Annotated in this window: 19 protein-coding genes; 10 read left to right on the forward strand and 9 right to left on the reverse strand. The window is 33.6% G+C overall.

Annotation, left to right across the window (positions count from 1 at the left end):
* Positions 1-36 precede the first annotated feature (36 nt).
* Positions 37-798, reverse strand: a complete 762-nt coding sequence (locus HMPREF2864_RS03120) for a MurR/RpiR family transcriptional regulator (protein WP_002460141.1) — start codon at positions 796-798, stop codon at positions 37-39.
* Positions 799-1,005: 207 nt separating this feature from the next.
* Here HMPREF2864_RS03120 and HMPREF2864_RS03125 point away from each other — a divergent pair, with 207 nt between their 5' ends.
* Positions 1,006-2,601: an alpha-glucoside-specific PTS transporter subunit IIBC gene (locus HMPREF2864_RS03125; RefSeq protein ID WP_002478790.1), complete on the forward strand. Its 1,596-nt coding sequence runs from the start codon at positions 1,006-1,008 to the stop codon at positions 2,599-2,601.
* A gap of 201 nt (positions 2,602-2,802) precedes the next feature.
* Here HMPREF2864_RS03125 and HMPREF2864_RS03130 read toward each other — a convergent pair whose 3' ends face one another.
* Positions 2,803-3,333 carry a hypothetical protein gene (locus tag HMPREF2864_RS03130; RefSeq protein WP_002460138.1) on the reverse strand — a complete coding sequence of 177 codons (531 nt, stop codon included), beginning with the start codon at positions 3,331-3,333 and terminating at the stop codon, positions 2,803-2,805.
* 380 nt (positions 3,334-3,713) lie between these two features.
* On the opposite strand from HMPREF2864_RS03130, the gene HMPREF2864_RS03135 reads away from it, so the two are divergent.
* Together HMPREF2864_RS03135 and HMPREF2864_RS11845 are read left to right on the forward strand one after the other, a co-directional pair.
* Positions 3,714-4,361 carry an HAD-IA family hydrolase gene (locus HMPREF2864_RS03135; RefSeq protein WP_002460137.1) on the forward strand — a complete coding sequence of 216 codons (648 nt, stop codon included), beginning with the start codon at positions 3,714-3,716 and terminating at the stop codon, positions 4,359-4,361.
* 3 nt (positions 4,362-4,364) lie between these two features.
* Entirely contained in the window at positions 4,365-4,556 is a 192-nt protein-coding gene (locus HMPREF2864_RS11845) for a hypothetical protein (RefSeq protein ID WP_002460136.1), read from the forward strand.
* A gap of 153 nt (positions 4,557-4,709) precedes the next feature.
* Here the strand turns inward: HMPREF2864_RS11845 and HMPREF2864_RS03140 are convergent, their stop codons facing one another.
* Together HMPREF2864_RS03140 and HMPREF2864_RS03145 are read right to left on the reverse strand one after the other, a co-directional pair.
* Entirely contained in the window at positions 4,710-4,898 is a 189-nt protein-coding gene (locus HMPREF2864_RS03140; RefSeq protein WP_002460135.1) for a hypothetical protein, read from the reverse strand.
* A complete protein-coding gene (locus tag HMPREF2864_RS03145; RefSeq protein WP_002460134.1) occupies positions 4,895-5,251 on the reverse strand; it encodes a hypothetical protein in 357 nt (118 codons plus the stop codon). The genes HMPREF2864_RS03140 and HMPREF2864_RS03145 overlap by 4 nt, the downstream gene beginning before the upstream one ends.
* Before the next feature lie 274 nt (positions 5,252-5,525).
* On the opposite strand from HMPREF2864_RS03145, the gene HMPREF2864_RS03150 reads away from it, so the two are divergent.
* A complete protein-coding gene (locus tag HMPREF2864_RS03150; protein WP_070545002.1) occupies positions 5,526-6,905 on the forward strand; it encodes an amino acid permease in 1,380 nt (459 codons plus the stop codon).
* Positions 6,906-7,045: 140 nt separating this feature from the next.
* On the opposite strand, the gene HMPREF2864_RS03155 is transcribed toward HMPREF2864_RS03150, so the two are convergent.
* From HMPREF2864_RS03155 to HMPREF2864_RS03175, 5 genes are all read right to left on the reverse strand, one after another.
* Positions 7,046-7,918, reverse strand: coding sequence for a MurR/RpiR family transcriptional regulator (locus tag HMPREF2864_RS03155; RefSeq protein WP_070545003.1), 873 nt, complete (start codon positions 7,916-7,918; stop codon positions 7,046-7,048).
* A gap of 3 nt (positions 7,919-7,921) precedes the next feature.
* Positions 7,922-9,310, reverse strand: a complete 1,389-nt coding sequence (locus tag HMPREF2864_RS03160; RefSeq protein WP_002492282.1) for a PTS transporter subunit EIIC — start codon at positions 9,308-9,310, stop codon at positions 7,922-7,924.
* Between the two features lie 13 nt (positions 9,311-9,323).
* Positions 9,324-10,211 (reverse strand): N-acetylmuramic acid 6-phosphate etherase, encoded by an 888-nt coding sequence (gene murQ, locus HMPREF2864_RS03165; protein WP_070545004.1) that lies wholly within the window; start codon positions 10,209-10,211, stop codon positions 9,324-9,326.
* On the reverse strand, positions 10,208-11,257 hold the full coding sequence (locus HMPREF2864_RS03170) for a MupG family TIM beta-alpha barrel fold protein (RefSeq protein ID WP_002460129.1): 1,050 nt from the start codon (positions 11,255-11,257) through the stop codon (positions 10,208-10,210). Before HMPREF2864_RS03170 ends, murQ begins: the two co-directional genes overlap by 4 nt.
* Before the next feature lie 168 nt (positions 11,258-11,425).
* Entirely contained in the window at positions 11,426-12,115 is a 690-nt protein-coding gene (locus tag HMPREF2864_RS03175; RefSeq protein ID WP_002478793.1) for a helix-turn-helix transcriptional regulator, read from the reverse strand.
* A gap of 393 nt (positions 12,116-12,508) precedes the next feature.
* On the opposite strand from HMPREF2864_RS03175, the gene HMPREF2864_RS03180 reads away from it, so the two are divergent.
* The 6 genes from HMPREF2864_RS03180 (at position 12,509) to HMPREF2864_RS03205 (ending at position 19,287) form a co-directional block, all read left to right on the forward strand.
* Positions 12,509-13,285, forward strand: a complete 777-nt coding sequence (locus HMPREF2864_RS03180; protein WP_002460127.1) for an inositol monophosphatase family protein — start codon at positions 12,509-12,511, stop codon at positions 13,283-13,285.
* A gap of 118 nt (positions 13,286-13,403) precedes the next feature.
* Positions 13,404-14,354 carry an LCP family glycopolymer transferase gene (locus HMPREF2864_RS03185; protein WP_002460126.1) on the forward strand — a complete coding sequence of 317 codons (951 nt, stop codon included), beginning with the start codon at positions 13,404-13,406 and terminating at the stop codon, positions 14,352-14,354.
* A gap of 299 nt (positions 14,355-14,653) precedes the next feature.
* Entirely contained in the window at positions 14,654-17,608 is a 2,955-nt protein-coding gene (gene fdhF / locus HMPREF2864_RS03190; RefSeq protein ID WP_002460125.1) for a formate dehydrogenase subunit alpha, read from the forward strand.
* A complete protein-coding gene (locus HMPREF2864_RS03195) occupies positions 17,608-18,078 on the forward strand; it encodes a helical membrane plugin domain-containing protein (RefSeq protein WP_002460124.1) in 471 nt (156 codons plus the stop codon). Before fdhF ends, HMPREF2864_RS03195 begins: the two co-directional genes overlap by 1 nt.
* Before the next feature lie 182 nt (positions 18,079-18,260).
* Complete coding sequence (locus HMPREF2864_RS03200; RefSeq protein WP_002460123.1) at positions 18,261-18,494, forward strand: hypothetical protein; 234 nt, start codon at positions 18,261-18,263, stop codon at positions 18,492-18,494.
* A gap of 19 nt (positions 18,495-18,513) precedes the next feature.
* Positions 18,514-19,287, forward strand: a complete 774-nt coding sequence (locus HMPREF2864_RS03205) for an N-acetylglucosaminidase (RefSeq protein ID WP_070545005.1) — start codon at positions 18,514-18,516, stop codon at positions 19,285-19,287.
* Positions 19,288-19,638 lie beyond the last annotated feature (351 nt).

The raw sequence follows: 19,638 nt of genomic DNA on the forward strand, positions 1-19,638 counted from the left end.
AAAATAAGCGGAGTGTCAATGAAACTGACACTTCGCTTATTTTAGTTCATGTGCTTCTTTACGCTCGTTGTATTTACGTAGTAATGTTTCAAAAAATATGTGATAACTTATAAAACTAGAATAATCTGTACCATCATATAAATAGAAGGTGTTACTTGATACATAAACATTGTAATTGGCTTTCTGTGCTAACGTATTATCTTTTAATGTAGTGACTGAGATAAAGTATTTTTGGCGTAATTGCAGTAAGTTTGTGATTTCAGGTAGCTGTGTGGTTTCTCCCGATAATGAAATAATAAAGAATAAATCATTATCTTCAGAGCGATTTAACACCATTTTTAGTTCATGTACATCGTGTAAGACGATAATACTATGATGCATAGTTAATAAGATACGCTGTGCTTCTTCAGCAACGTTTTTTTGAGCACGACCAGTACCATACAAGTAAATCGTTGACGCCGCATTTAATTTATCAGTTATAAGATCATAGTCTATACGTTCTAAATAAGAAAATGTATTGTCAATTTCTTGTTTAAACGCATCTATAGAATCACTCGAGTGTTGTTGTTGTATTTCTGTTTCAAATTTCAAAAATGATTTAAAGTCACTATAACCATCAAAACCAAGCTTTCGAGTGAAGCGGTGAATCGTAGCATTTGATGCATGCGTATATTGTGCTAGCTCTTGTATTTTTAAATTTTTACAGTCCTCAATATGTGCGTTGACATAATGGGCAATTTGCAGGTCATTTTCATTTAATTTTGAAAAGTTTTTATTTACTCGTTCGTCTAAAAACATAAATAATCCTCAATTCTTATGAAAAAATTTTCATATAATGAAAACATAATCTGATTATACAAAATACTTTCAAAATAGGTCAACTGCATTGTTTGTATGAAAGCGTTTACTATATATTAAACATATAACCTATTTGAAAACGTTTTAACCGATATTAAGGCGATTGAGAAATCATATTTAGAACATAGTTAAGGGAGGAAGTACAAAATGAACGCAATAAAACGCTTTGGTAGTGCGATGATTGTTCCTGTGCTGATGTTTGCATTTTTTGGGATTGTACTTGGATTTGCTACATTATTTAAAAATCCAACAATTATGGGGAGTTTAGCGGATAGTCATACTTTTTGGTTTAAATTTTGGTCAATAATAGAAGCAGGCGGTTGGGTTATTTTTAACCATATGGAAATCGTCTTTGTAGTAGGCTTACCTTTATCGCTCGCTAAAAAAGCACCGGGCCATGCAGCATTGGCAGCACTAATGGGCTACCTTATGTTCAATACATTTATCAATGCGATTTTAACACAATGGCCCCATACCTTTGGTGCAAATTTAGAAAAAGGCGTTGAAAATGTTACTGGATTAAAAGCTATTGCAGGAATCGAAACGTTAGATACCAATATTCTTGGTGGTATTATTATTTCAGCTATAATCACATGGATACATAATAGATACTATAGTAAACGCTTACCAGAAATGTTAGGTGTGTTCCAAGGGCTAACATTTGTTGTAACTATCTCATTTTTTGTTATGTTGCCTGTCGCTGCAATTACATGTATCGTATGGCCAACTATCCAAAGTGGTATTGAGTCTGTACAACATTTTATTATTGGATCAGGGTACGTAGGTGTATGGTTGTATCATTTTTTAGAGCGGGTGTTAATACCAACAGGATTACATCATTTTATTTATGCACCAATTGAAGTTGGACCAGTTGTGGCTAAAGATGGACTTAAGGCAGAATGGTTCCACCATTTAAATCAATTTGCAGAGAACAGTAAACCACTGAAAGAACAATTTCACTATGGCTTCATGCTTCAAGGTAACGGTAAAGTTTTCGGTTGTGTGGGGATTGCATTAGCTATGTACTTTACAACACCTAAGAAAAACCGTAAGAAAGTAGCTGCTTTACTTATTCCAGCAACATTAACAGCAGTTGTAGCTGGGATTACAGAGCCATTAGAATTTACTTTCTTATTTATCGCACCATATTTATTTGTACTACATGCATTATTAGCAGCAACTATGGATACTTTGATGTATCTATTTGGTGTTGTTGGTAATATGGGCGGTGGTGTATTAGATTTCTTAGCCACAAACTGGATTCCATTAGGACAGAAACACTGGATGACATATGTAGTTCAAGTCGTTATCGGATTAATATTCGTAGGTATCTACTTTGTACTATTTAGATATTTAATTTTAAAATTTGATATTCCTTTACCAGGGCGTAGAGACGAAGAAGACGTTAAATTATTCTCTAAAAAAGATTACAAAGATAAAAAAGGGGATAATACAACAAACAGTAAACAGACAGTAGCTGGTAACGAATACGAAGAAAAAGCAATTTATTATCTGGATGGATTAGGTGGCAAAGAAAATATTAAAGATGTCACTAATTGTACAACGCGATTGCGCTTAACTGTGAATGATCCGGAAAAAGTTGAAGAAAGTGCTTATTTCACACATAATCAAATGGCACACGGTTTAGTTAAAAGCGGTAAAAATGTCCAAGTTGTTGTAGGGATGTCTGTTCCTCAAGTAAGAGAAGCGTTTGAAAATTTAGTAACTATGGATGATAAGTAATATTCAGTTACAAAAGGAACCATTTTTAAAAAGTATGTTGGTAAAATGCTTTAAGGAATAGTGCTAGTTGAAGACCAAGGATGAGACAGTACCCTAGAAACGTAAAGCCTTAAAATACGGCGTAAAAAAGCACAAAGATGATTTGAAGTTAAAAATCATCTTTGTGCTTTTTATTTTGAGTAACGAACTGATGGCTTTTGATTATGAAATACGAGATTTATGCATAGCACTTGAACGATAAGATGCTGATAGGACATCAATATTATGTGTTGCGATTGTACGTAATAAGTGTGCGAATGTTTCTGGTGAACAACAAACACTGGCACAATCTGGATTCAAGGTATAATTTATAGCATAATGATTTGAGAATAAGGTCATGATATCAATGACTTTATCTTTAATGAAAGCATCTTGCAAACCATCTATTTTTAAATCAAAACGTTTGGAGGATTGATATAATTTTTCAGAATTAAGAAGTTCGTCTACATGCTTTGGAGGTAAAATTTGATAAATTAAATACTCGTGAAAACTTAAGAAACTAATTACATAAGGTAGTTGTTGTTTAGGTAAGCTAAGCTCTAAGACAAAAATACCTTTTTTCTTAGTTATACTGTATTGAATTGATTCACAAAAGTGAATTTGTTTACAAATTTTAATTAGTTGTTTACGCGTTGAACGTGATTTCAAACCTGCGATATTTAAAATGTAGGTTTCAAATTTATCTATCAACATGTGATGTCCTCCTCTAAAATTATATTTTTAAATAATGTAACGAAACTGAACGATATATTATCATATGCGCTTATGTGACAGCGTCTTACCAAATTGTGTGAAGATGTGTTGCGTGGATAAGTAAAATAGCTACGTTCTCTTATTCACACTGATTGTATCATTCTTTGAGAATATTATCACTAAGACTTTTGAATGAACTTAAATTTAATTGAATTGTCATATGATTTTTACGTTAACTATACAAAAGTGATGATCTATTTTAAAGATTCAAGTAGCAGTATCATGATAATGATAGACAAACTATTAAATTTTGATTACAAAATAGACGATAAATAGTATGTTAAAATATAAGCATTACAGAGAAAAAGAGGGGAATATTGATGTATAAAGCAGTTGTTTTTGATTTTGATGGAACAATTATTGATACGGAGGAACATTTATTTTCATTAATAAATAAACATTTGACTAGTCACAAATTATCTCCAATATCAAGGTCATTTTATCGTAGCAATGTTGGTGGGAAAGCACAGCCTCTGCATGACTATTTAACAGAAGCTTTAGGCGTTGATGATAAACAAGCAATTTATACAGAACATAATGACACAAGTAAGCATTTAGAAGTAAAAGAAACAATTGCGCAGTTGATGCGCTACTTGAAACAGCATCATATACCTATGGCCATCGCTACGAGTAGCTATCGACAAGATATTATGCCAACAGTGCACCAATTAGGGCTCGATGCTTATGTCGATGTCATAGTCGGTCGAGAAGATGTCGATGATATTAAACCGAATCCAGATCCTTATTTAGTAGCAGTACAGAAACTTAATTATGCACCGGGACATTGTTTAGCTATTGAAGATTCAGTTAATGGTGCGACTGCTGCAGTAACTGCAGGATTAGATGTAATTGTAAATACAAATGAAATGACTAAGCAACAAGATTTTTCAGCTATTTCATACATTGGTAAAGATATGGATTTTGATAGTATTGTCACAGCATGCTTCGAACGAGGAAAGGAGCACTAACACATGAATTGGAATATCCTTCTATTCTTTATAGCAGGGCCCATTATCATTGGCATTATCAATCTTATTATTGCGCCAAAGCTTAACCAACACTTACCTCGACGTAAACATACACGAAGATTCTTTATCAATACTTTCATCTATCTCATCATCGCTATTATCATCTACAAAATAATACTCGAGCCCCAACAATAAGAAACTCCAAATAAAAACATACAATCAAAGGAAGCTTGGGATTCCAGCTTCCTTTGATTAGAAATCTATTAAAACGTGAGTATAAAACGAAAAGGTATAATCTTAAAAAATGAAGCTAGAATTATGTCTTACTTTCACGTATTATAGTGATGTTTACGACATACTTTTAATAATTAATGTTGTAATTATTAAAAGTAGCAAAATTGCATCAATACCAACCATAAACATAAAGCGTGTTGCACTTTGATTATCTGCTTGTTGTCGTTTCATCGCAATATAATTTGGTATAAGGCTAATAATAAGTAAAATTATAAGAATAATACCAATAATAATGGTGCTCATCGCACTCTACCTCCTCTTTTATTATGTATTAATTCCCAAATGGCTCCCGCAAGAATACCGACGATTAGACCTATGATAAGTCCAATTTTTACCGTGAAAAAGAGCCCTCCTAATAAAATAAAAATAACAAGTGATATCGAGAGTGTCGTACTATATATAACCTTGCGCATTTCAGAATTGAAGATAGCGAATAAGCCTACATAGAGAACAAAGAAAGATAGTATAGCTAAAATCGTTCTTATACTTAAAGCACTAAGTGATGAACGCGTGCCACTAAAATAATTAAGAATAAAAAATAAAACGCCAAATATAATTGAAAATTTTAACCCACGTAAACTAAGTTCTTTAATCATAAATAATCTCCTTTATTATTAATTGAAAGTATAACATAAAACGAAAGAAATACGTGTATGCTTTATATCATAATGAATATAAAAAATAACCATTTTGAAAGGTGAAAAAGCTTAATTTTAGTAAATTTTATAGCTTGCAAAAGCTTGTAAAATCAATGTTGTAACCGATTTCAAAAAACTGTAAAATTTTTGTACCATTTTGTTCAAATTATAGTATAATAACCTACATAAGTTTTTTCAGAAAACTTAGAATAAACAGAGATGGGGTTTGGTTATGAGTAACAATGAATTACACAGATCTCTGAGTGCACGTCAAGTGAGAATGATCGCACTCGGTGGCACGATTGGTGTAGGTTTATTTATGGGAGCTACAAGTACAATTAAGTGGACTGGTCCATCTGTGATTTTCGCTTATTTAATTGCAGGGATTTTTTTGTTCTTAATTATGAGAGCAATGGGAGAAATGATTTATTTAAATCCTACTACAGGATCATTTGCAACCTTTGCAAGTGACTACATTCATCCTGTTGCAGGTTATATGACTGCCTGGAGTAATATATTTCAGTGGATAGTCGTAGGTATGAGTGAAGTGATTGCTGTTGGAGAGTATATGAATTTTTGGTTTCCGAATTTACCACAATGGGTTCCTGGAGTGATTGCAGTAGCCTTATTATTAACTGCAAACTTAGCAACAGTTAAAGCATTTGGAGAATTTGAGTTCTGGTTTGCGTTAATCAAAGTTATAACAATATTATTAATGATTGTTTCCGGATTAGGTTTAATCTTCTTTGGTATTGGTAATGGTGGTCATCCTATTGGTATATCTAATTTATGGTCACATGGTGGTTTTCTACCTCATGGCTGGATGGGCTTCTTCTTTGCCTTATCCATCGTTATTGGTTCATATCAAGGGGTAGAACTTATCGGTATAACAGCTGGAGAAACTAAAAATCCAAAGAAAAATATTAAGAGTGCGATTAATGGTGTTATTTGGCGTATTCTTATCTTCTATATTGGTGCAGTGTTTGTCATTGTGTCAATCTATCCTTGGGATCAATTGGGCGATATTGGTAGTCCATTTGTAGCCACTTTTGCAAAAATCGGTATAACATTTGCAGCAGGATTAATTAACTTTGTAGTATTAACAGCAGCATTATCAGGATGTAATTCAGGTATTTTTAGTGCAAGTCGAATGATTTATACGTTAGCACAAAAAGGTCAAATGCCTAAAGTATTTACTAAAGTAATGAGAAATGGTGTGCCATTGTATGCTGTATTAGCAATTTCTATCGGCATATTAGTAGGAGCATTGTTAAATGTTGTATTACCAGTGTTTATAAAAGGCGCAGATAGTATTTTTGTGTATGTTTATAGTGCGTCTATTTTACCTGGTATGATTCCGTGGTTCATGATATTAATTAGTCATTTACGTTTTAGAAAATTACATCCGGAACAATTAGAAGGGCATCCATTCAAAATGCCAGGCGGTTCATTCGCGAATTATATCACTATTGCATTTTTAATTATTGTATTAATTGGTATGTTAATCAATAAAGAAACGGTAGTGTCTGTGCTGATTGGGATTGTCTTTTTAGTGGCTGTTTCAATTTACTATTTTATTCGCGGACATCATAAAGCCGAACGTCAAAATTAAATCATTAATAACTCAAACATTTAAAGTTCGGTAACATAATGAATAGTTAATCTATGATTATGAAAAACAAATTACGATTAAAAAGTGCGGACGGGATTAATGTCAATAATGACTTTAATCTCGTCCGCTTTTATTCGTAATTAATGTCTAAACTCAATATTTGATAGATGCTTGCGATAGTTGTCTAGAGCCATTTTAGATTGCGTGATGAAATCTAGTGAATCTTGATAATTTAATGCAATATATCTGTAGAATAATGTATCAATCGTATACATTTGTGCAAATAATGAGGTTGTAGCACCCATTCTTAATTCGTTTTCATCACTGTTACCATAAACTAAGACAACCTCTGATGCTTGTGCTACTGGATTGTGCTTATGACTTGTTACTGTCATGATAGGAATATGATAATCTTTAATCACTTTGACCAAGGCTTGTAATTCACTTTGATCACCATTGTTTGTGATAAATAAGATGCAATCACTTTGACTATGTGTAGACAATTGTGTCGTTAACATATGCGTTTCTTGTACGACTTGCACGTTTAATCCTATGCGTGAAAATTTTTGATAGATATCGAGTGCACATACGTAAGATGCACCGTAGCCAAAGACATATATGGTCTTTGCGCGCTTAAGTTTTTTACACATTTGATCAATCGCATAAGGTTTAATTGCTTGGGTACTTTTATTAATAGCATTTGCAGCACGTTGATGCAATTTATTTTTAATTTTATCAACACTATCGTTGGCTAAAATTTCGATATTATAGGGTAATGATTGTTTTGGGAAGATTTGTTGAATATTTATTTTGAGTCCTTCAAACCCATCATCATTAAATTGATAACTAAATGCATCAATCTTAGTAACATCAATATTAAGCGTTTTCGAAAGTGATTCGACACTCATGTTAATGATGTCGTACGGATGGTTCAATATAAATTGAGCAATATACTGTTCTGTCGTTGTCATATATTCATATTGATCATCGATCGCGTTTAATATATTTGGCATAATTTAACCACCTAATTGCGTTGAATTTCGCATTGATTTCGTTGTACCAAAGAAATAGGTAAGTATAAAGCCACCAATGTAAGCTGAAATAAGTCCTATAAGGTATCCAAGATACATATGATTTGATATTAGTGGAAGTAATGATAATCCACTAGGTCCAATTGCACGAGCACCGATATGCCCGATACCTCCAATTACGGCACCGCCAATACCTCCCCCTAAGCAAGCGGTAAAGAATGGTCTTCCCAATGGCAAAGTTACTCCATAAATTAATGGTTCTCCTATTCCAAGAAAGCCTGCAGGTAAAGCACCTTTAATGACATTAGCTAATTGTTTATTACGTTTACAGCGCATCCATAAGGCAAGGGCAGCACCAACTTGACCTGCGCCTGCCATTGCGGCGATAGGTAATAAATTAGTAGCACCGGTTTGATTGATGAGTTCGATATGGATAGGTGTGAAGATATGGTGCAAACCTAACATGACTAAAGGCAAGAATGATGCACCAATAATAAAGCCACTAAAGATACCACCAATATCAATTACCCAGTTGACTACAATCACTAAACCTGATGATATAAATCCTGCTAATGGCATGATTACAAATATCGTTAGCAAACCTATTATTAATAGCGTTAAAGTAGGAGTTATAATTATGTCAATGGCATTTGGTACTATTTTATGCAATCTTTTTTCAATTAAACTGAGTAACCAGACAGCAATGATAACACCAATAATACCACCTTGACTAGGTAAAAGTGGCTCCCCAGTAAAAATATTTACAATTGGATTTTTATCACTTATACCTGTTAGTAATGTCGTACCACCGATGACGCCACCTAAACCTGGAGTTGCTCCAAAGACTTTGGCAGCATTTATTCCAGTATAGATAGCTAAATAAAAGAACATACCATCTTTAATGACATTTAAGACAACAACCATTTGTTTTACCCAATCCGCAGTTAAATCACCGGCTTGGATAAAATTATTTAAAACTGCTGCTATACCACCGATTAATCCTGCACCAACAAAGGCTGGTATTAAAGGAATAAAAATATCTGCTATGGTTCTAAGTACTTTATTCCAACGTTTATTAGAATTTTTATGCTGTTTATTTTCAGTTGGCTGCGCAGGTGAGGATGTGGTTTTGTGTTGTTTTTCTATATATTCTGTCACTTTGTCCACTACACCTGGGCCTAACACGATTTGTAAACGGTCATCATCAATGACCCCAAGTACACCTTTAATTGATTTTAATTCAGTGTAATTGACGTGTTGCTTATTATTCAACTTTAGGCGAATACGTGTCATGCAATGAAGAATATCGTTTATATTTTCAATGCCACCGACAGCATGTAATATTTGCTCAGCAAGTTGTTGTTCATTTTTCATAAGAAACGCCTCCTTAAGATTGAATCGCTTTTTTAATGACTCCATTATGCTTTGTTAATCTTAGTTGGGCATCGTTTCTAGAAGTGTCACACATATGCATGACAACTGCTACTTTAATATCATTATTAGCTTGTTGATAAAGATGTTGTGCTGTTTCATGATCAATACTACATATATCTTCAATTATATGAATTGAACGTTGTTGTAATTTGGTGTTTGTTGGTTTCAAGTCGACCATCAAGTTATCATATACTTTACCGATGCCAATCATAGTCATTGTCGATATCATATTAAGCACTAACTTTTGTGAAGTACCGGCTTTTAAACGCGTTGATCCAGTTAATACTTCGGGACCAACGTTAACTTCTAGTGCATAATCTGCAAGTTGACTTATATCACTGTTGACATTACAAGATAAGGCAACGGTTTTAGCTTCTAATTGATTCGCATAAGTGAGTGCACTTATAACATAAGGTGTACGACCACTGGCTGAAATTCCTACAACCACATCTTGTTTATTAAGATTGATATTTTTTAAATCTTGTTCTCCTAATGATGCACTGTCTTCAGCTCCTTCAATAGCTGTTGTCATTGCACCTTGTCCTCCAGCAATTAGACCAATAACTTTACCTGGTGATGTATTGAATGTTGGCACACACTCTGCAGCATCGAGCACACCTAAACGTCCACTTGTGCCTGCACCGATATAAATGAGTCTGCCACCTTTAGAAAATTGATGAATGATTGTTTCAATGGCTTTACTTAATTCCGGTAAAATTTGCTGAACTGCTATTGCTACTTGTTGATCTTCGCTGTTAATTGTTTTTAACGCTTCTAAAATAGGCATGTCATCCAGGTGCATCGTACGTTTGTTTCTACGCTCTGTCATTAAATGTTTCATTGATTTACTCCTTTATCTTCAATAAATTCAAATGTATCATTTGGTTGGATGAGTGGTAGTAAGACTTGGTCCTCTGCAACAATTGTAGCAAGATAATTAACATGTGAATGTGTCGGTAAAGGAGTTCTAACAATTTGAATTTCACCTTCATAACGCCCATTTAAATGATTATCTATCGTCACATGGCCACAACTTCTAATATCGAATGGGTAAGGCTGTGACGTGATATGTTGCTGGCATCTAGAGCGAGATTCCGATGAGCGAATCACATGTTCTGGTGCATCAGGCCGTGATGTATGTTGTTGTAATAATAATTGTTGATAAGAATGTTCCAGTTTGGTCACCTTAAGCTTGAAATGTCTATCTCGTAACATAAATATAAGTTGTTCAGCATGTTTGGCAGTCATGTATGGATCGCTAATAATAATATTATTGATGCCACTATTCATAAGTTGAGTTGCAGCTAATAAAGGATTGTTTGTTCTATGCTGCTCTATTGTAGGTAGTCCGCAATAAAGTGGTCCACGAAATTCTGATCCTGGTATAAAAGCAAAAATAATGCTATTTGAATCAAACTGTCGAATTAAGTGATTTTGTGCGCTGACAAAATCTGTTGATAAACCAGTATCAGGCCGTGGATAATAATTATGACAGTAGTATATAGGTTGTTTAGTAGGAAGTTGCTGCAATATTGAAGCATCAATGGTACTCGCGTTTAAACAGCATTTTAAACCATGATTTTGCAGTTCTTCGATCATTGAAATTTGAAGCTGATTATCTATTCTAATAATAAAATTCCCTGTCGAAATATTATTGAAAAATGTAAAAAAGTCATGATTAAGCAAGTCAGGATGGACATCTATTACATAAGTCATATTGACGTTACGCAAAAGCTCACATAACTCTCCCAAATATGCAAGTTGTTGACGTAGCGATAACTTAGATAACTGCAAGGATGTGAATATCATGTCATAACCAAGCTGAGTCATCTTGTGTATGTATGTCTTGTTTAAGGTTGTTCCTAGATATACTGAAAATCCAACCATGGTAAACCTCCTTTAATGCTATAATCATATTTATTATAAACGTTACGTAATAAGTTTACAATTTACCTATAAAATATTTTTATATTTAATTTAGAAAACAATAAAATGATATTGATTTCAGCACGATAATTGTCTGTTTTTAAACTTAAAAAACCCGACAGAATACAGTTAATCTGACGGGTTTAAAAATTGTGTATAATTATCAATTGTTATATCATGCGTGTTTAAAGTCTTTTCGAAAGAATATGAAATATCATGGATTGCTAATATAGGTAATTCTCGTGTACAACCGTGTCCAATATCAAAAACAATCGCAAGCCACTCAGCGTTTTTACATAAAATACCGATAAAAATAACATTTTGAGCAGCCATTTTATTATCGCTAACAAAATCGACAGACATTACGTTGCGTTCGGCACTGTATATGAGAATGTCTGAAAACAACTTAGGTAATGGTGTCGCTTCAATTGTGTCGAATTTAATATATTTGTCCATACGTTTAAGCAGCTTTCTTACGCGTGTATTTGGCAACTTTAAACATTGCTGAATAATTTCTTGTATTTCTTGTTTATAAGGTAATGAAGAATACGATTGACTTTCATTTAGTGTAAGAAAAAGTGCAAGTAGTTGCTCTTCTGAGATGGAAAGTGCCATTTTTGATTGAGACTGTTGAATTTGAAAACCGCCCAATTTACCATGCTGCGCAAATATCCTTACACCTTGTTCTTCTAACTCGGCGATATCACGCGAAATGGTACGTTTAGACACATTTAATGCTGTTGCTAATTCAGAGGCTGTCATTTTACGATTCTGTTGTATTACATGGATGAGTTGATTTTGTCTTTCAGCTTTATTCAAATTAGACACCACCTAATGTTACATATTACTTTAATTATAACATATAAGTGACAATCATGACATTTGTATATATGTAAAGTGTTTTGTAACTAAAAAAAAATTAAAAAATATTTGGAAAACGCTTACATTTTCTTGATAATTGTGCTATTATAATAATTGTAACAGGGGAGAGCGATTACAAACAAAGGGGTAAAGCTATGTAACAGATAGCTTAAAATAATCGTTCACGTTACATCGAAACATCTTCAATATTTATTACTTACTTTCCTTTCTATTTGTCGGCTAGCATATGACTAGCCGTTTTTTTCGTTTGAATTTAATTATAAATCAGCTATACGTTAATATAGGAATACGTTAAAATAAAGTAAAAAAAGAAATGAGGTGACTCATTTAATGCATAAGCGATTAGAAGAAATTGATCAGCTTATTGAGAGATGGATACAACAGCTTGATGTAATCATTCCTCAGTTATTGGCTAAATTAGATACAGATATAAAGCAAGATAGATTTGATTTGGTAACAAATGTAGATAAAGCCTTACAGCAGCATTTTAGTGAATTGTTACATGAGCATCTTCCAGGACATCAATTGGTAGCTGAAGAGAAAAATAATGACACGATAAGTGCACATGAAGGACATGTGTGGTTGTTAGATCCAATCGACGGTACTGCAAATTTAGTAAAACAACAAGAAGATTATTGTATTATTATCGGTTATTTTGTTAATGGAAAGCCTAAGTTATCATACATATACGATTATGTTCATCAAAAGCTCTATAAAGCAATCGAACATCGAGGGGCCTTTGAAAACAATAATCCTTTACCCAAACCACCCATACTTAGTTTACAAGATGCGATGATTTCATTTGATGCGCAGTATATACCAGTAGATGTATCCAAAGCATTGCGTGAAGCATGTTTTGCTAATCGCAACATTGGCTCATGTGGTTTAGATTCAATAAAAGTAATAAAGGGACAATTTGGTGCATATATTAATACGAATCCTAAGCCTTGGGATATTGCAGCACAACATTTATTTGCCAAGGAATTAGGACTGAAGATGACATGTTTGACTCGTGCTGCTCTAAATATTGCTGAAGCAGGTCCGTTTATTATCAGTAATGAAGGTTGCTATGACGAGATTATTAATATTTATCAGCGCTATAGTTAAATTTTAAATAATAGTGAAACATTTTAGCAAAATTCTAATAAATAAGGCTAAAGATGTATTCAAAAATAATGTTTTATGGATATAATTGATGTGACTAATAGTGAATGGAGTGGTTTGTGTGCGACGGTCAGAACGGAAAAAAATGAATTTACCGTTAAAAATCTTTTTATGGATGTTTGGAATACTAGTATTATTGGCAATTATAGCAGTTATATATGTCGCTGCGAAAATTTTTATTACAGGGGATAAAATACATAATCCTCTTGATCGCAGTCATTCAGCATTAAGAAGTAAAAATGTCAATTTAAGTAAAGGAGAACCTTTTACGATTGCGTTATTTGGTGTTGATTCTGATGCCAAAAGAAAACAAGCAAATGATGGACAAAGAAGTGATACCATCATGATTCTATCAATAAACCCTAGCAAACAAAAAACGGATATAGTCAGTATTCCAAGGGATACAAAAGCAGATATTGTTGGTAGAGGAACAACTGAAAAAATCAACCATGCATATGCTTATGGTGGTGCCAACATGGCTGTAAAATCATTAGAAAAATTGATGAATGTTCCAATCGATCATTATGCTACGATTGATATGGATGGTTTACATGATATGATTGATGCATTAGGTGGCGTTGATGTTGTAAGTAATGACACCTTTACCATTAATGGCACACACTTCGTTCATGGTGAAAAAACACATTTAGATGGCGATAAAGCAATGAACTTTATCAGAAGTCGTAAAGAAGAAGGCGCAGGTGGCGATTTCGGTCGTCAAGAACGACAGCAAATCATTTTACAAGCAATGGCCAATAAAATGGTAAGTAAATCTTCTATCACGCATTTCAATAGTTTATTGTCTGAAATACAAAAAAATGTTAAAACAGATTTGAGTTTAAGTGAAATGAATCAAATTCGCAGTAATTACAAAGGTGCGAATAAAACAGTGAATCGCTATCAATTAGATGGTCAAGGTGGCATTCAAGATGATGGATTATACTACTTTATTCCAAGCGAATCATCTAAAAAAGACAGCACAGACATTATAAATAGTAATTTAGGCCTATAATAAAAGGTATTATAAACAAATTAGCCAGTAAATGAAGTTACAAAAACGTATTTACTGGTTAATTTTTTTATGTGCCAGTTTCTTTAATTATTAACAATAAGATGCTCATATTACTTTTAATGAAAACGTATGCAGGAAAAAAGAATTGATTTTTTTAAATGTTATTAAAGTCTTAACATTCTAGTCATTAAGTTATACAATTAAGATGATTCTATTATCGATATATTTATATGTGGGGTATTGATGTAGGATATAGAGAAGTCTTTTAAGAATTAAATAAATATAAATGGGGTGAAGGTATGCAGGAACATTTAATTGTTACATTAGATGGCACAGATTATCTTGTGGAACCTGGAACAAACTTACTTGAGTTTATTAAGTCAAGAAATACGTTCGTACCTTCAATTTGCTATAACGAATCAATGGGACCAATCCAGACATGTGATACATGTATGGTTGAAATTGATGGGCAAATTGAGCGAGCGTGTAGTACGACAATTGATCGTCCAATGACGGTTAATACTGAAAATAATGAGGTTAAATCAAGCCAAAAAGAAGCGCTAGATAGAATTTTGGAAAAGCATATGCTGTATTGTACTGTTTGTGATTACAATAACGGTGATTGTGAAATTCATAATACGATGGACGAGTGGGGATTACAACATCAAACTTATGAATATAAAGAAAAACCATACGAGAAAGATTATGGTCCATTTTATCGATATGACCCTAATCAATGTATTTTGTGTGGGCGTTGTGTAGAGGCATGTCAAGACATTGAAGTAAATGAAACCATTCGCATTGACTGGGATAGAGAACATCCACGTGTCATTTGGGACAATGATGTACCTATCAATGAATCTTCATGTGTATCGTGTGGTCAATGTGCTACCGTGTGCCCGTGTAACGCTATGATGGAAGTTAATATGGAAGGTAATGCAGGTTATATGACTGATACAGAGCCAGGTTCTCTAGCAGCTATGATTGACTTAACAAAAAAGGCTGAACCAGGTTATGGTCCATTATTTGCGATTTCTGATTCAGAAGCAGAAATGCGTAAAGAACGTATTAACAAAACGAAAACCGTATGCACATATTGTGGTGTAGGTTGTTCATTTGAAGTATGGACGAAAGATAGAGAAGTATTAAAAGTTCAACCTTCACATGATTCTCCAGCTAACAAGGTTGCAACATGTGTTAAAGGTAAATTCTCATGGGGACATATCAATTCTGATCAGCGTTTAACGAAACCTTTAGTCCGTAAAAATGGTGAATTCCATGAAGTCGAATGGGATGAAGCTTTGAAAGTTGTTGTAGATAACTTTAGTCAGATTAAAAATCAATATGGCGGCGAAGCTTTAGCCTTTATTGCGTCATCTAAAGGAACCAATGAAGAATCGTATTTAATGCAAAAGTTATCACGACAAGTTTTTGGATCTAATAACGTTGATAACTGTTCAAGATATTGTCAGGCACCAGCAACAAAAGGTTTATTTAGAACAGTAGGACATGGTGGTGACTCTGGTTCTATAGAAGATTTAGAAAAAGCAGCAATGACTGTGCTTATAGGTACAAATACGGCAGAGGCTCATCCGGTCATTGCATCACGTATGAAACGTGCTCAAAAGTTATTCGGGCAACGCTCACATGTCTTTGATATACGCAAACATGAAATGGCAGAACGTGCAGATGAATTTTACCAACCTAAACCAGGAACGGATCTCGTATGGTTAGGTGCAGCAACAAAATATATCATCGATCACGACTTACATGATAAGGCATTCATTGATGAATGGGTAGATAACTTTGATGATTATTATACATCATTAGAACCATTTACAATGGAATTTGCTGAAGAAGCTACTGGTATACCAAAAGAAAGACTTATTAAGTTTGCTGAAGAAGCAGCTAAAGCAGAAACTGTAGCCATTTGCTGGGCTATGGGTATTACGCAACAAGATATTGGTAGTGACTCTAGTACAGCAATTTCCAATTTCTTATTAGCCACAGGCAATTATCGTAAACCTGGCTCAGGTGCCTATCCATTACGAGGACATAATAATGTTCAAGGTGCAAGTGATATGGGAAGCATGCCAGATCAATTTACTGGTTATCAAAGAGTTGTAGACGATGATGTGCGTGCTAAATTTGAAAAAGAATATGGTGTAACATTAAATCCAACACCTGGACGAGATAATCATCAAATGATGGAGGGTATCCATAATGATGAAATACATTCACTTTACTTATACGGTGAAGATACAGGTATTGTAGATTCAAACATTAATTTTGTACAATCTGCATTAGAAAAAGTAGACTTTTTAGTGGTACAAGATGAATTTCTAACTTTCACAGCTTCATATGCAGATGTCGTGTTACCAGCCAGTCCATCACTCGAAAAAGATGGAACATTTACGAATACAGAACGTCGTATTCAACGCATTAATCAAGCGTTAACACCTTTAGGAGATTCTAAACCTGACTGGGTCATTTTCCAAATGATTGCTAAAGAATTTGGATTTGACTGGAATTATAATTATCCTGGTGACATTATGGATGAAATTGCGCGATTAACACCTCTATATGCAGGTGTAAGTTATGATCGATTACAAGGCTTTGACAGCTTACAATGGCCAGTGCATGAAGATGGTACAGACGAACCATTACTCTACTTAGAAGGTTTTAATTTTGAGAATAAAAAAGCAAAATTCTATCCTTTATCATTTGATAACTTCTTTAAAGAAGATGAAGTATATGACTTACATGTTAATAATGGTCGTTTACTTGAACATTTCCATGAAGGTAATATGACTTATCAAACAGAAATGATTAAGTACAAAATGCCAAATACCTTTGTTGAAATATCACCAGAATTAGCAAAAGACCGTAATATTCACGAAGGTGCTGAAGTTAAACTGATATCTACAACGGGTGAAGCAAAACTAATTGTACATGTCACTGACCGAGTAAAAGGGAAAGAAATTTATATACCATTAAATAATGATGCGATGGTACACGGTGATATGGGTGCGATTAACTTATTGACAAATAGTGATGTTGATCAATATACAGATACACCATCCTACAAACGTACAAGTTGTCGTATGGAAATCCTTTCTCGACGTGGCAAGTCACCATTGAATCCAACGAACTTCCGCGTAGATAAACAACGTCATCCGCAATATAGTGTGCAGGTTCAGAAAAAATGGGAACGTCAGGACTACGTTTTCCCAGGAAATAAAGGTGATCAATAATGGCTGAAAGAATCACAAATATCAAACGTCTAAAAAAATCAGACGAGCAGATTAAGTTAGAAAACCTTACTGAAGTAACAGACGCGATTGCTGATAATAAAGATAGTATTTTAAAGGCGATCAAGTTAATAAAAGTATTGGATGATGCGAAACTCTTAGATGCATTAAATGGTGCTATTAAAGGAAGACAAGTTATTATCAACAAATTTGCAGTTGAATTAAATAAGGACATATATACCGGTTTGTTATCTAATATGGCATCGCTTGTATTTTTATTAGGTGATTTGGAAGTTAAAGATTTAAGTGCCTTTTTAGCTAAAGTGAACAAAGGGTTACATGTTGCGAACCAAGCTAGTCCTAATGCCAAAACATCAATTAGACATTTATTAGGTGTATTAAAAGATGATGATATGAACCGCAGTTTAACTTATATGTTAAATATGCTAAAAGGTATGTCTAGAGAACATTAGCCATAATTAGTTCATAGAGCGTATTATTCATATTTAGATATAAACGATAGGACAGAAAACAAAGTTATATTTGACTTTGTTTTACTGTCCTCTTTTTATGTAATAAAGCGCACAATAGGTTAAGGATATGGTATGGTGTTATATAGGTAAAATTGAGAGGGTGAAGACTTATCGAATCAAAAATGATTAAGCGTATTATGATTGCATCAAATCTTTGCTTAGTTGCTGGGCTGATTTGTTTGTTTATCATGCAGTTTATGTTAGCAATAAGTATGTTTGCCATTTCTTTAACGATGAGCTTAGTACTATTTAATGTCTTACTTAGAGAGCGCAAAGGTTTAAAATGGGCAATCAATGGGTCATTTCTTTTTGTGGTGTTAGTAATTGTTGTAGCATATTTTATTATGACAAAGTGAAGATTGTGAGTATAGATCATTGAAGAAGAAGCGTAAAAAATTAAAAAAACATTATATTATAACTATATTAGCCATAATTAGCATCTTATTGTTATATAAAGGACAGTTATTTTTTATAAGCAATCAACAGGTAACATTTGACGAGGCAGTGAGGTTACAAACTAGTTCAGAAATGATAAATACCATTAACAATAACGGTGAGTTTACTGCTGCTAATCGTCATCAAGTCGAAAGTGCTATGCGGATTTCTTTTCGAGATACAGGATTTAAGTATATGGAACTGACGCATCCCATTAAGATGTCTGAAAAAGAAGTAAATCAAATGCTTCATAATAAAGGCATACTCGATGGCCATGGGCAACAATTTTTAGCAGCACAAAAGCAATATAAAATTAATGTTATTTATTTAGTAAGCCATGCGCTGGTTGAAACCGGGGAAGGACAATCCACGTTAGCCAAAGGTATTACAGATGGGCAGCAACGCTATTATAATTTTTTTGGCATTGGTGCATTTGACAGCAATGCCATTCAAACAGGTAAAAGTTATGCCAAAACGCATCATTGGACTTCTCCCAATAAAGCGATTATAGATGGTGCATCTTTTATTCGCTCACACTATTTTGATCAAGGACAAGTTTCCTTGTATCAAATGAGGTGGAATCCGGCAAATCCAGCACATCATCAATATGCCACGGATATATATTGGGATGAACAAATTGCTAATTATATGGCGCATTTTTATAAACAATATGGTATTAAGAAAGATCGTATTCAGAGAGACTTTTATCGTTAATATAAAATAAATAGAGTGTTTCATTGATGCTATTTATTACATATTAAGTCAATTTGGGACATAAATACAAAGTATTAAAATTGTAATGTTAAAATCTTTTCTTCGGTATGATTTTTACAATATAATTCGAAGTGATTAAAACTGAAGCTTCTATTAATAACGTATGTTGCGTTATGTTATCGTTATTATACATAAGGTACCTCGTTCATTTAGTTTAGTGATATTTATTAAATGATACGAAACTGCCTTATTTTTTAAGCATTTAAAGGTGAAATGACATGATAATACGTAGTATTTATGGCGAGACTCCTGAGGGCGCAGTGCCAGTCGAAGACAGGGGCCCCAACAGAG

The organism is Staphylococcus sp. HMSC059F04 (assembly GCF_001812565.1).
Lineage (GTDB): Bacteria > Bacillota > Bacilli > Staphylococcales > Staphylococcaceae > Staphylococcus > Staphylococcus lugdunensis.

What these genes read in the sequence shown, in the direction of transcription:
- HMPREF2864_RS03155 (WP_070545003.1), bottom strand. Translation starts at nt 7,918, where the DNA reads ATGCCAAATATATTAAACGCGATCGATGATCAATATGAATATATGACA.
- HMPREF2864_RS03145 (WP_002460134.1), bottom strand. Translation starts at nt 5,251, where the DNA reads ATGATTAAAGAACTTAGTTTACGTGGGTTAAAATTTTCAATTATATTT.
- HMPREF2864_RS03180 (WP_002460127.1), top strand. Translation starts at nt 12,509, where the DNA reads ATGCATAAGCGATTAGAAGAAATTGATCAGCTTATTGAGAGATGGATA.
- HMPREF2864_RS03195 (WP_002460124.1), top strand. Translation starts at nt 17,608, where the DNA reads ATGGCTGAAAGAATCACAAATATCAAACGTCTAAAAAAATCAGACGAG.
- HMPREF2864_RS03170 (WP_002460129.1), bottom strand. Translation starts at nt 11,257, where the DNA reads ATGGTTGGATTTTCAGTATATCTAGGAACAACCTTAAACAAGACATAC.
- fdhF (WP_002460125.1), top strand. Translation starts at nt 14,654, where the DNA reads ATGCAGGAACATTTAATTGTTACATTAGATGGCACAGATTATCTTGTG.
- HMPREF2864_RS03130 (WP_002460138.1), bottom strand. Translation starts at nt 3,333, where the DNA reads ATGTTGATAGATAAATTTGAAACCTACATTTTAAATATCGCAGGTTTG.
- HMPREF2864_RS03120 (WP_002460141.1), bottom strand. Translation starts at nt 798, where the DNA reads ATGTTTTTAGACGAACGAGTAAATAAAAACTTTTCAAAATTAAATGAA.
- HMPREF2864_RS03135 (WP_002460137.1), top strand. Translation starts at nt 3,714, where the DNA reads ATGTATAAAGCAGTTGTTTTTGATTTTGATGGAACAATTATTGATACG.
- HMPREF2864_RS03160 (WP_002492282.1), bottom strand. Translation starts at nt 9,310, where the DNA reads ATGAAAAATGAACAACAACTTGCTGAGCAAATATTACATGCTGTCGGT.
- HMPREF2864_RS03200 (WP_002460123.1), top strand. Translation starts at nt 18,261, where the DNA reads ATGATTAAGCGTATTATGATTGCATCAAATCTTTGCTTAGTTGCTGGG.
- HMPREF2864_RS03140 (WP_002460135.1), bottom strand. Translation starts at nt 4,898, where the DNA reads ATGAGCACCATTATTATTGGTATTATTCTTATAATTTTACTTATTATT.
- HMPREF2864_RS03150 (WP_070545002.1), top strand. Translation starts at nt 5,526, where the DNA reads ATGAGTAACAATGAATTACACAGATCTCTGAGTGCACGTCAAGTGAGA.
- murQ (WP_070545004.1), bottom strand. Translation starts at nt 10,211, where the DNA reads ATGAAACATTTAATGACAGAGCGTAGAAACAAACGTACGATGCACCTG.
- HMPREF2864_RS11845 (WP_002460136.1), top strand. Translation starts at nt 4,365, where the DNA reads ATGAATTGGAATATCCTTCTATTCTTTATAGCAGGGCCCATTATCATT.
- HMPREF2864_RS03125 (WP_002478790.1), top strand. Translation starts at nt 1,006, where the DNA reads ATGAACGCAATAAAACGCTTTGGTAGTGCGATGATTGTTCCTGTGCTG.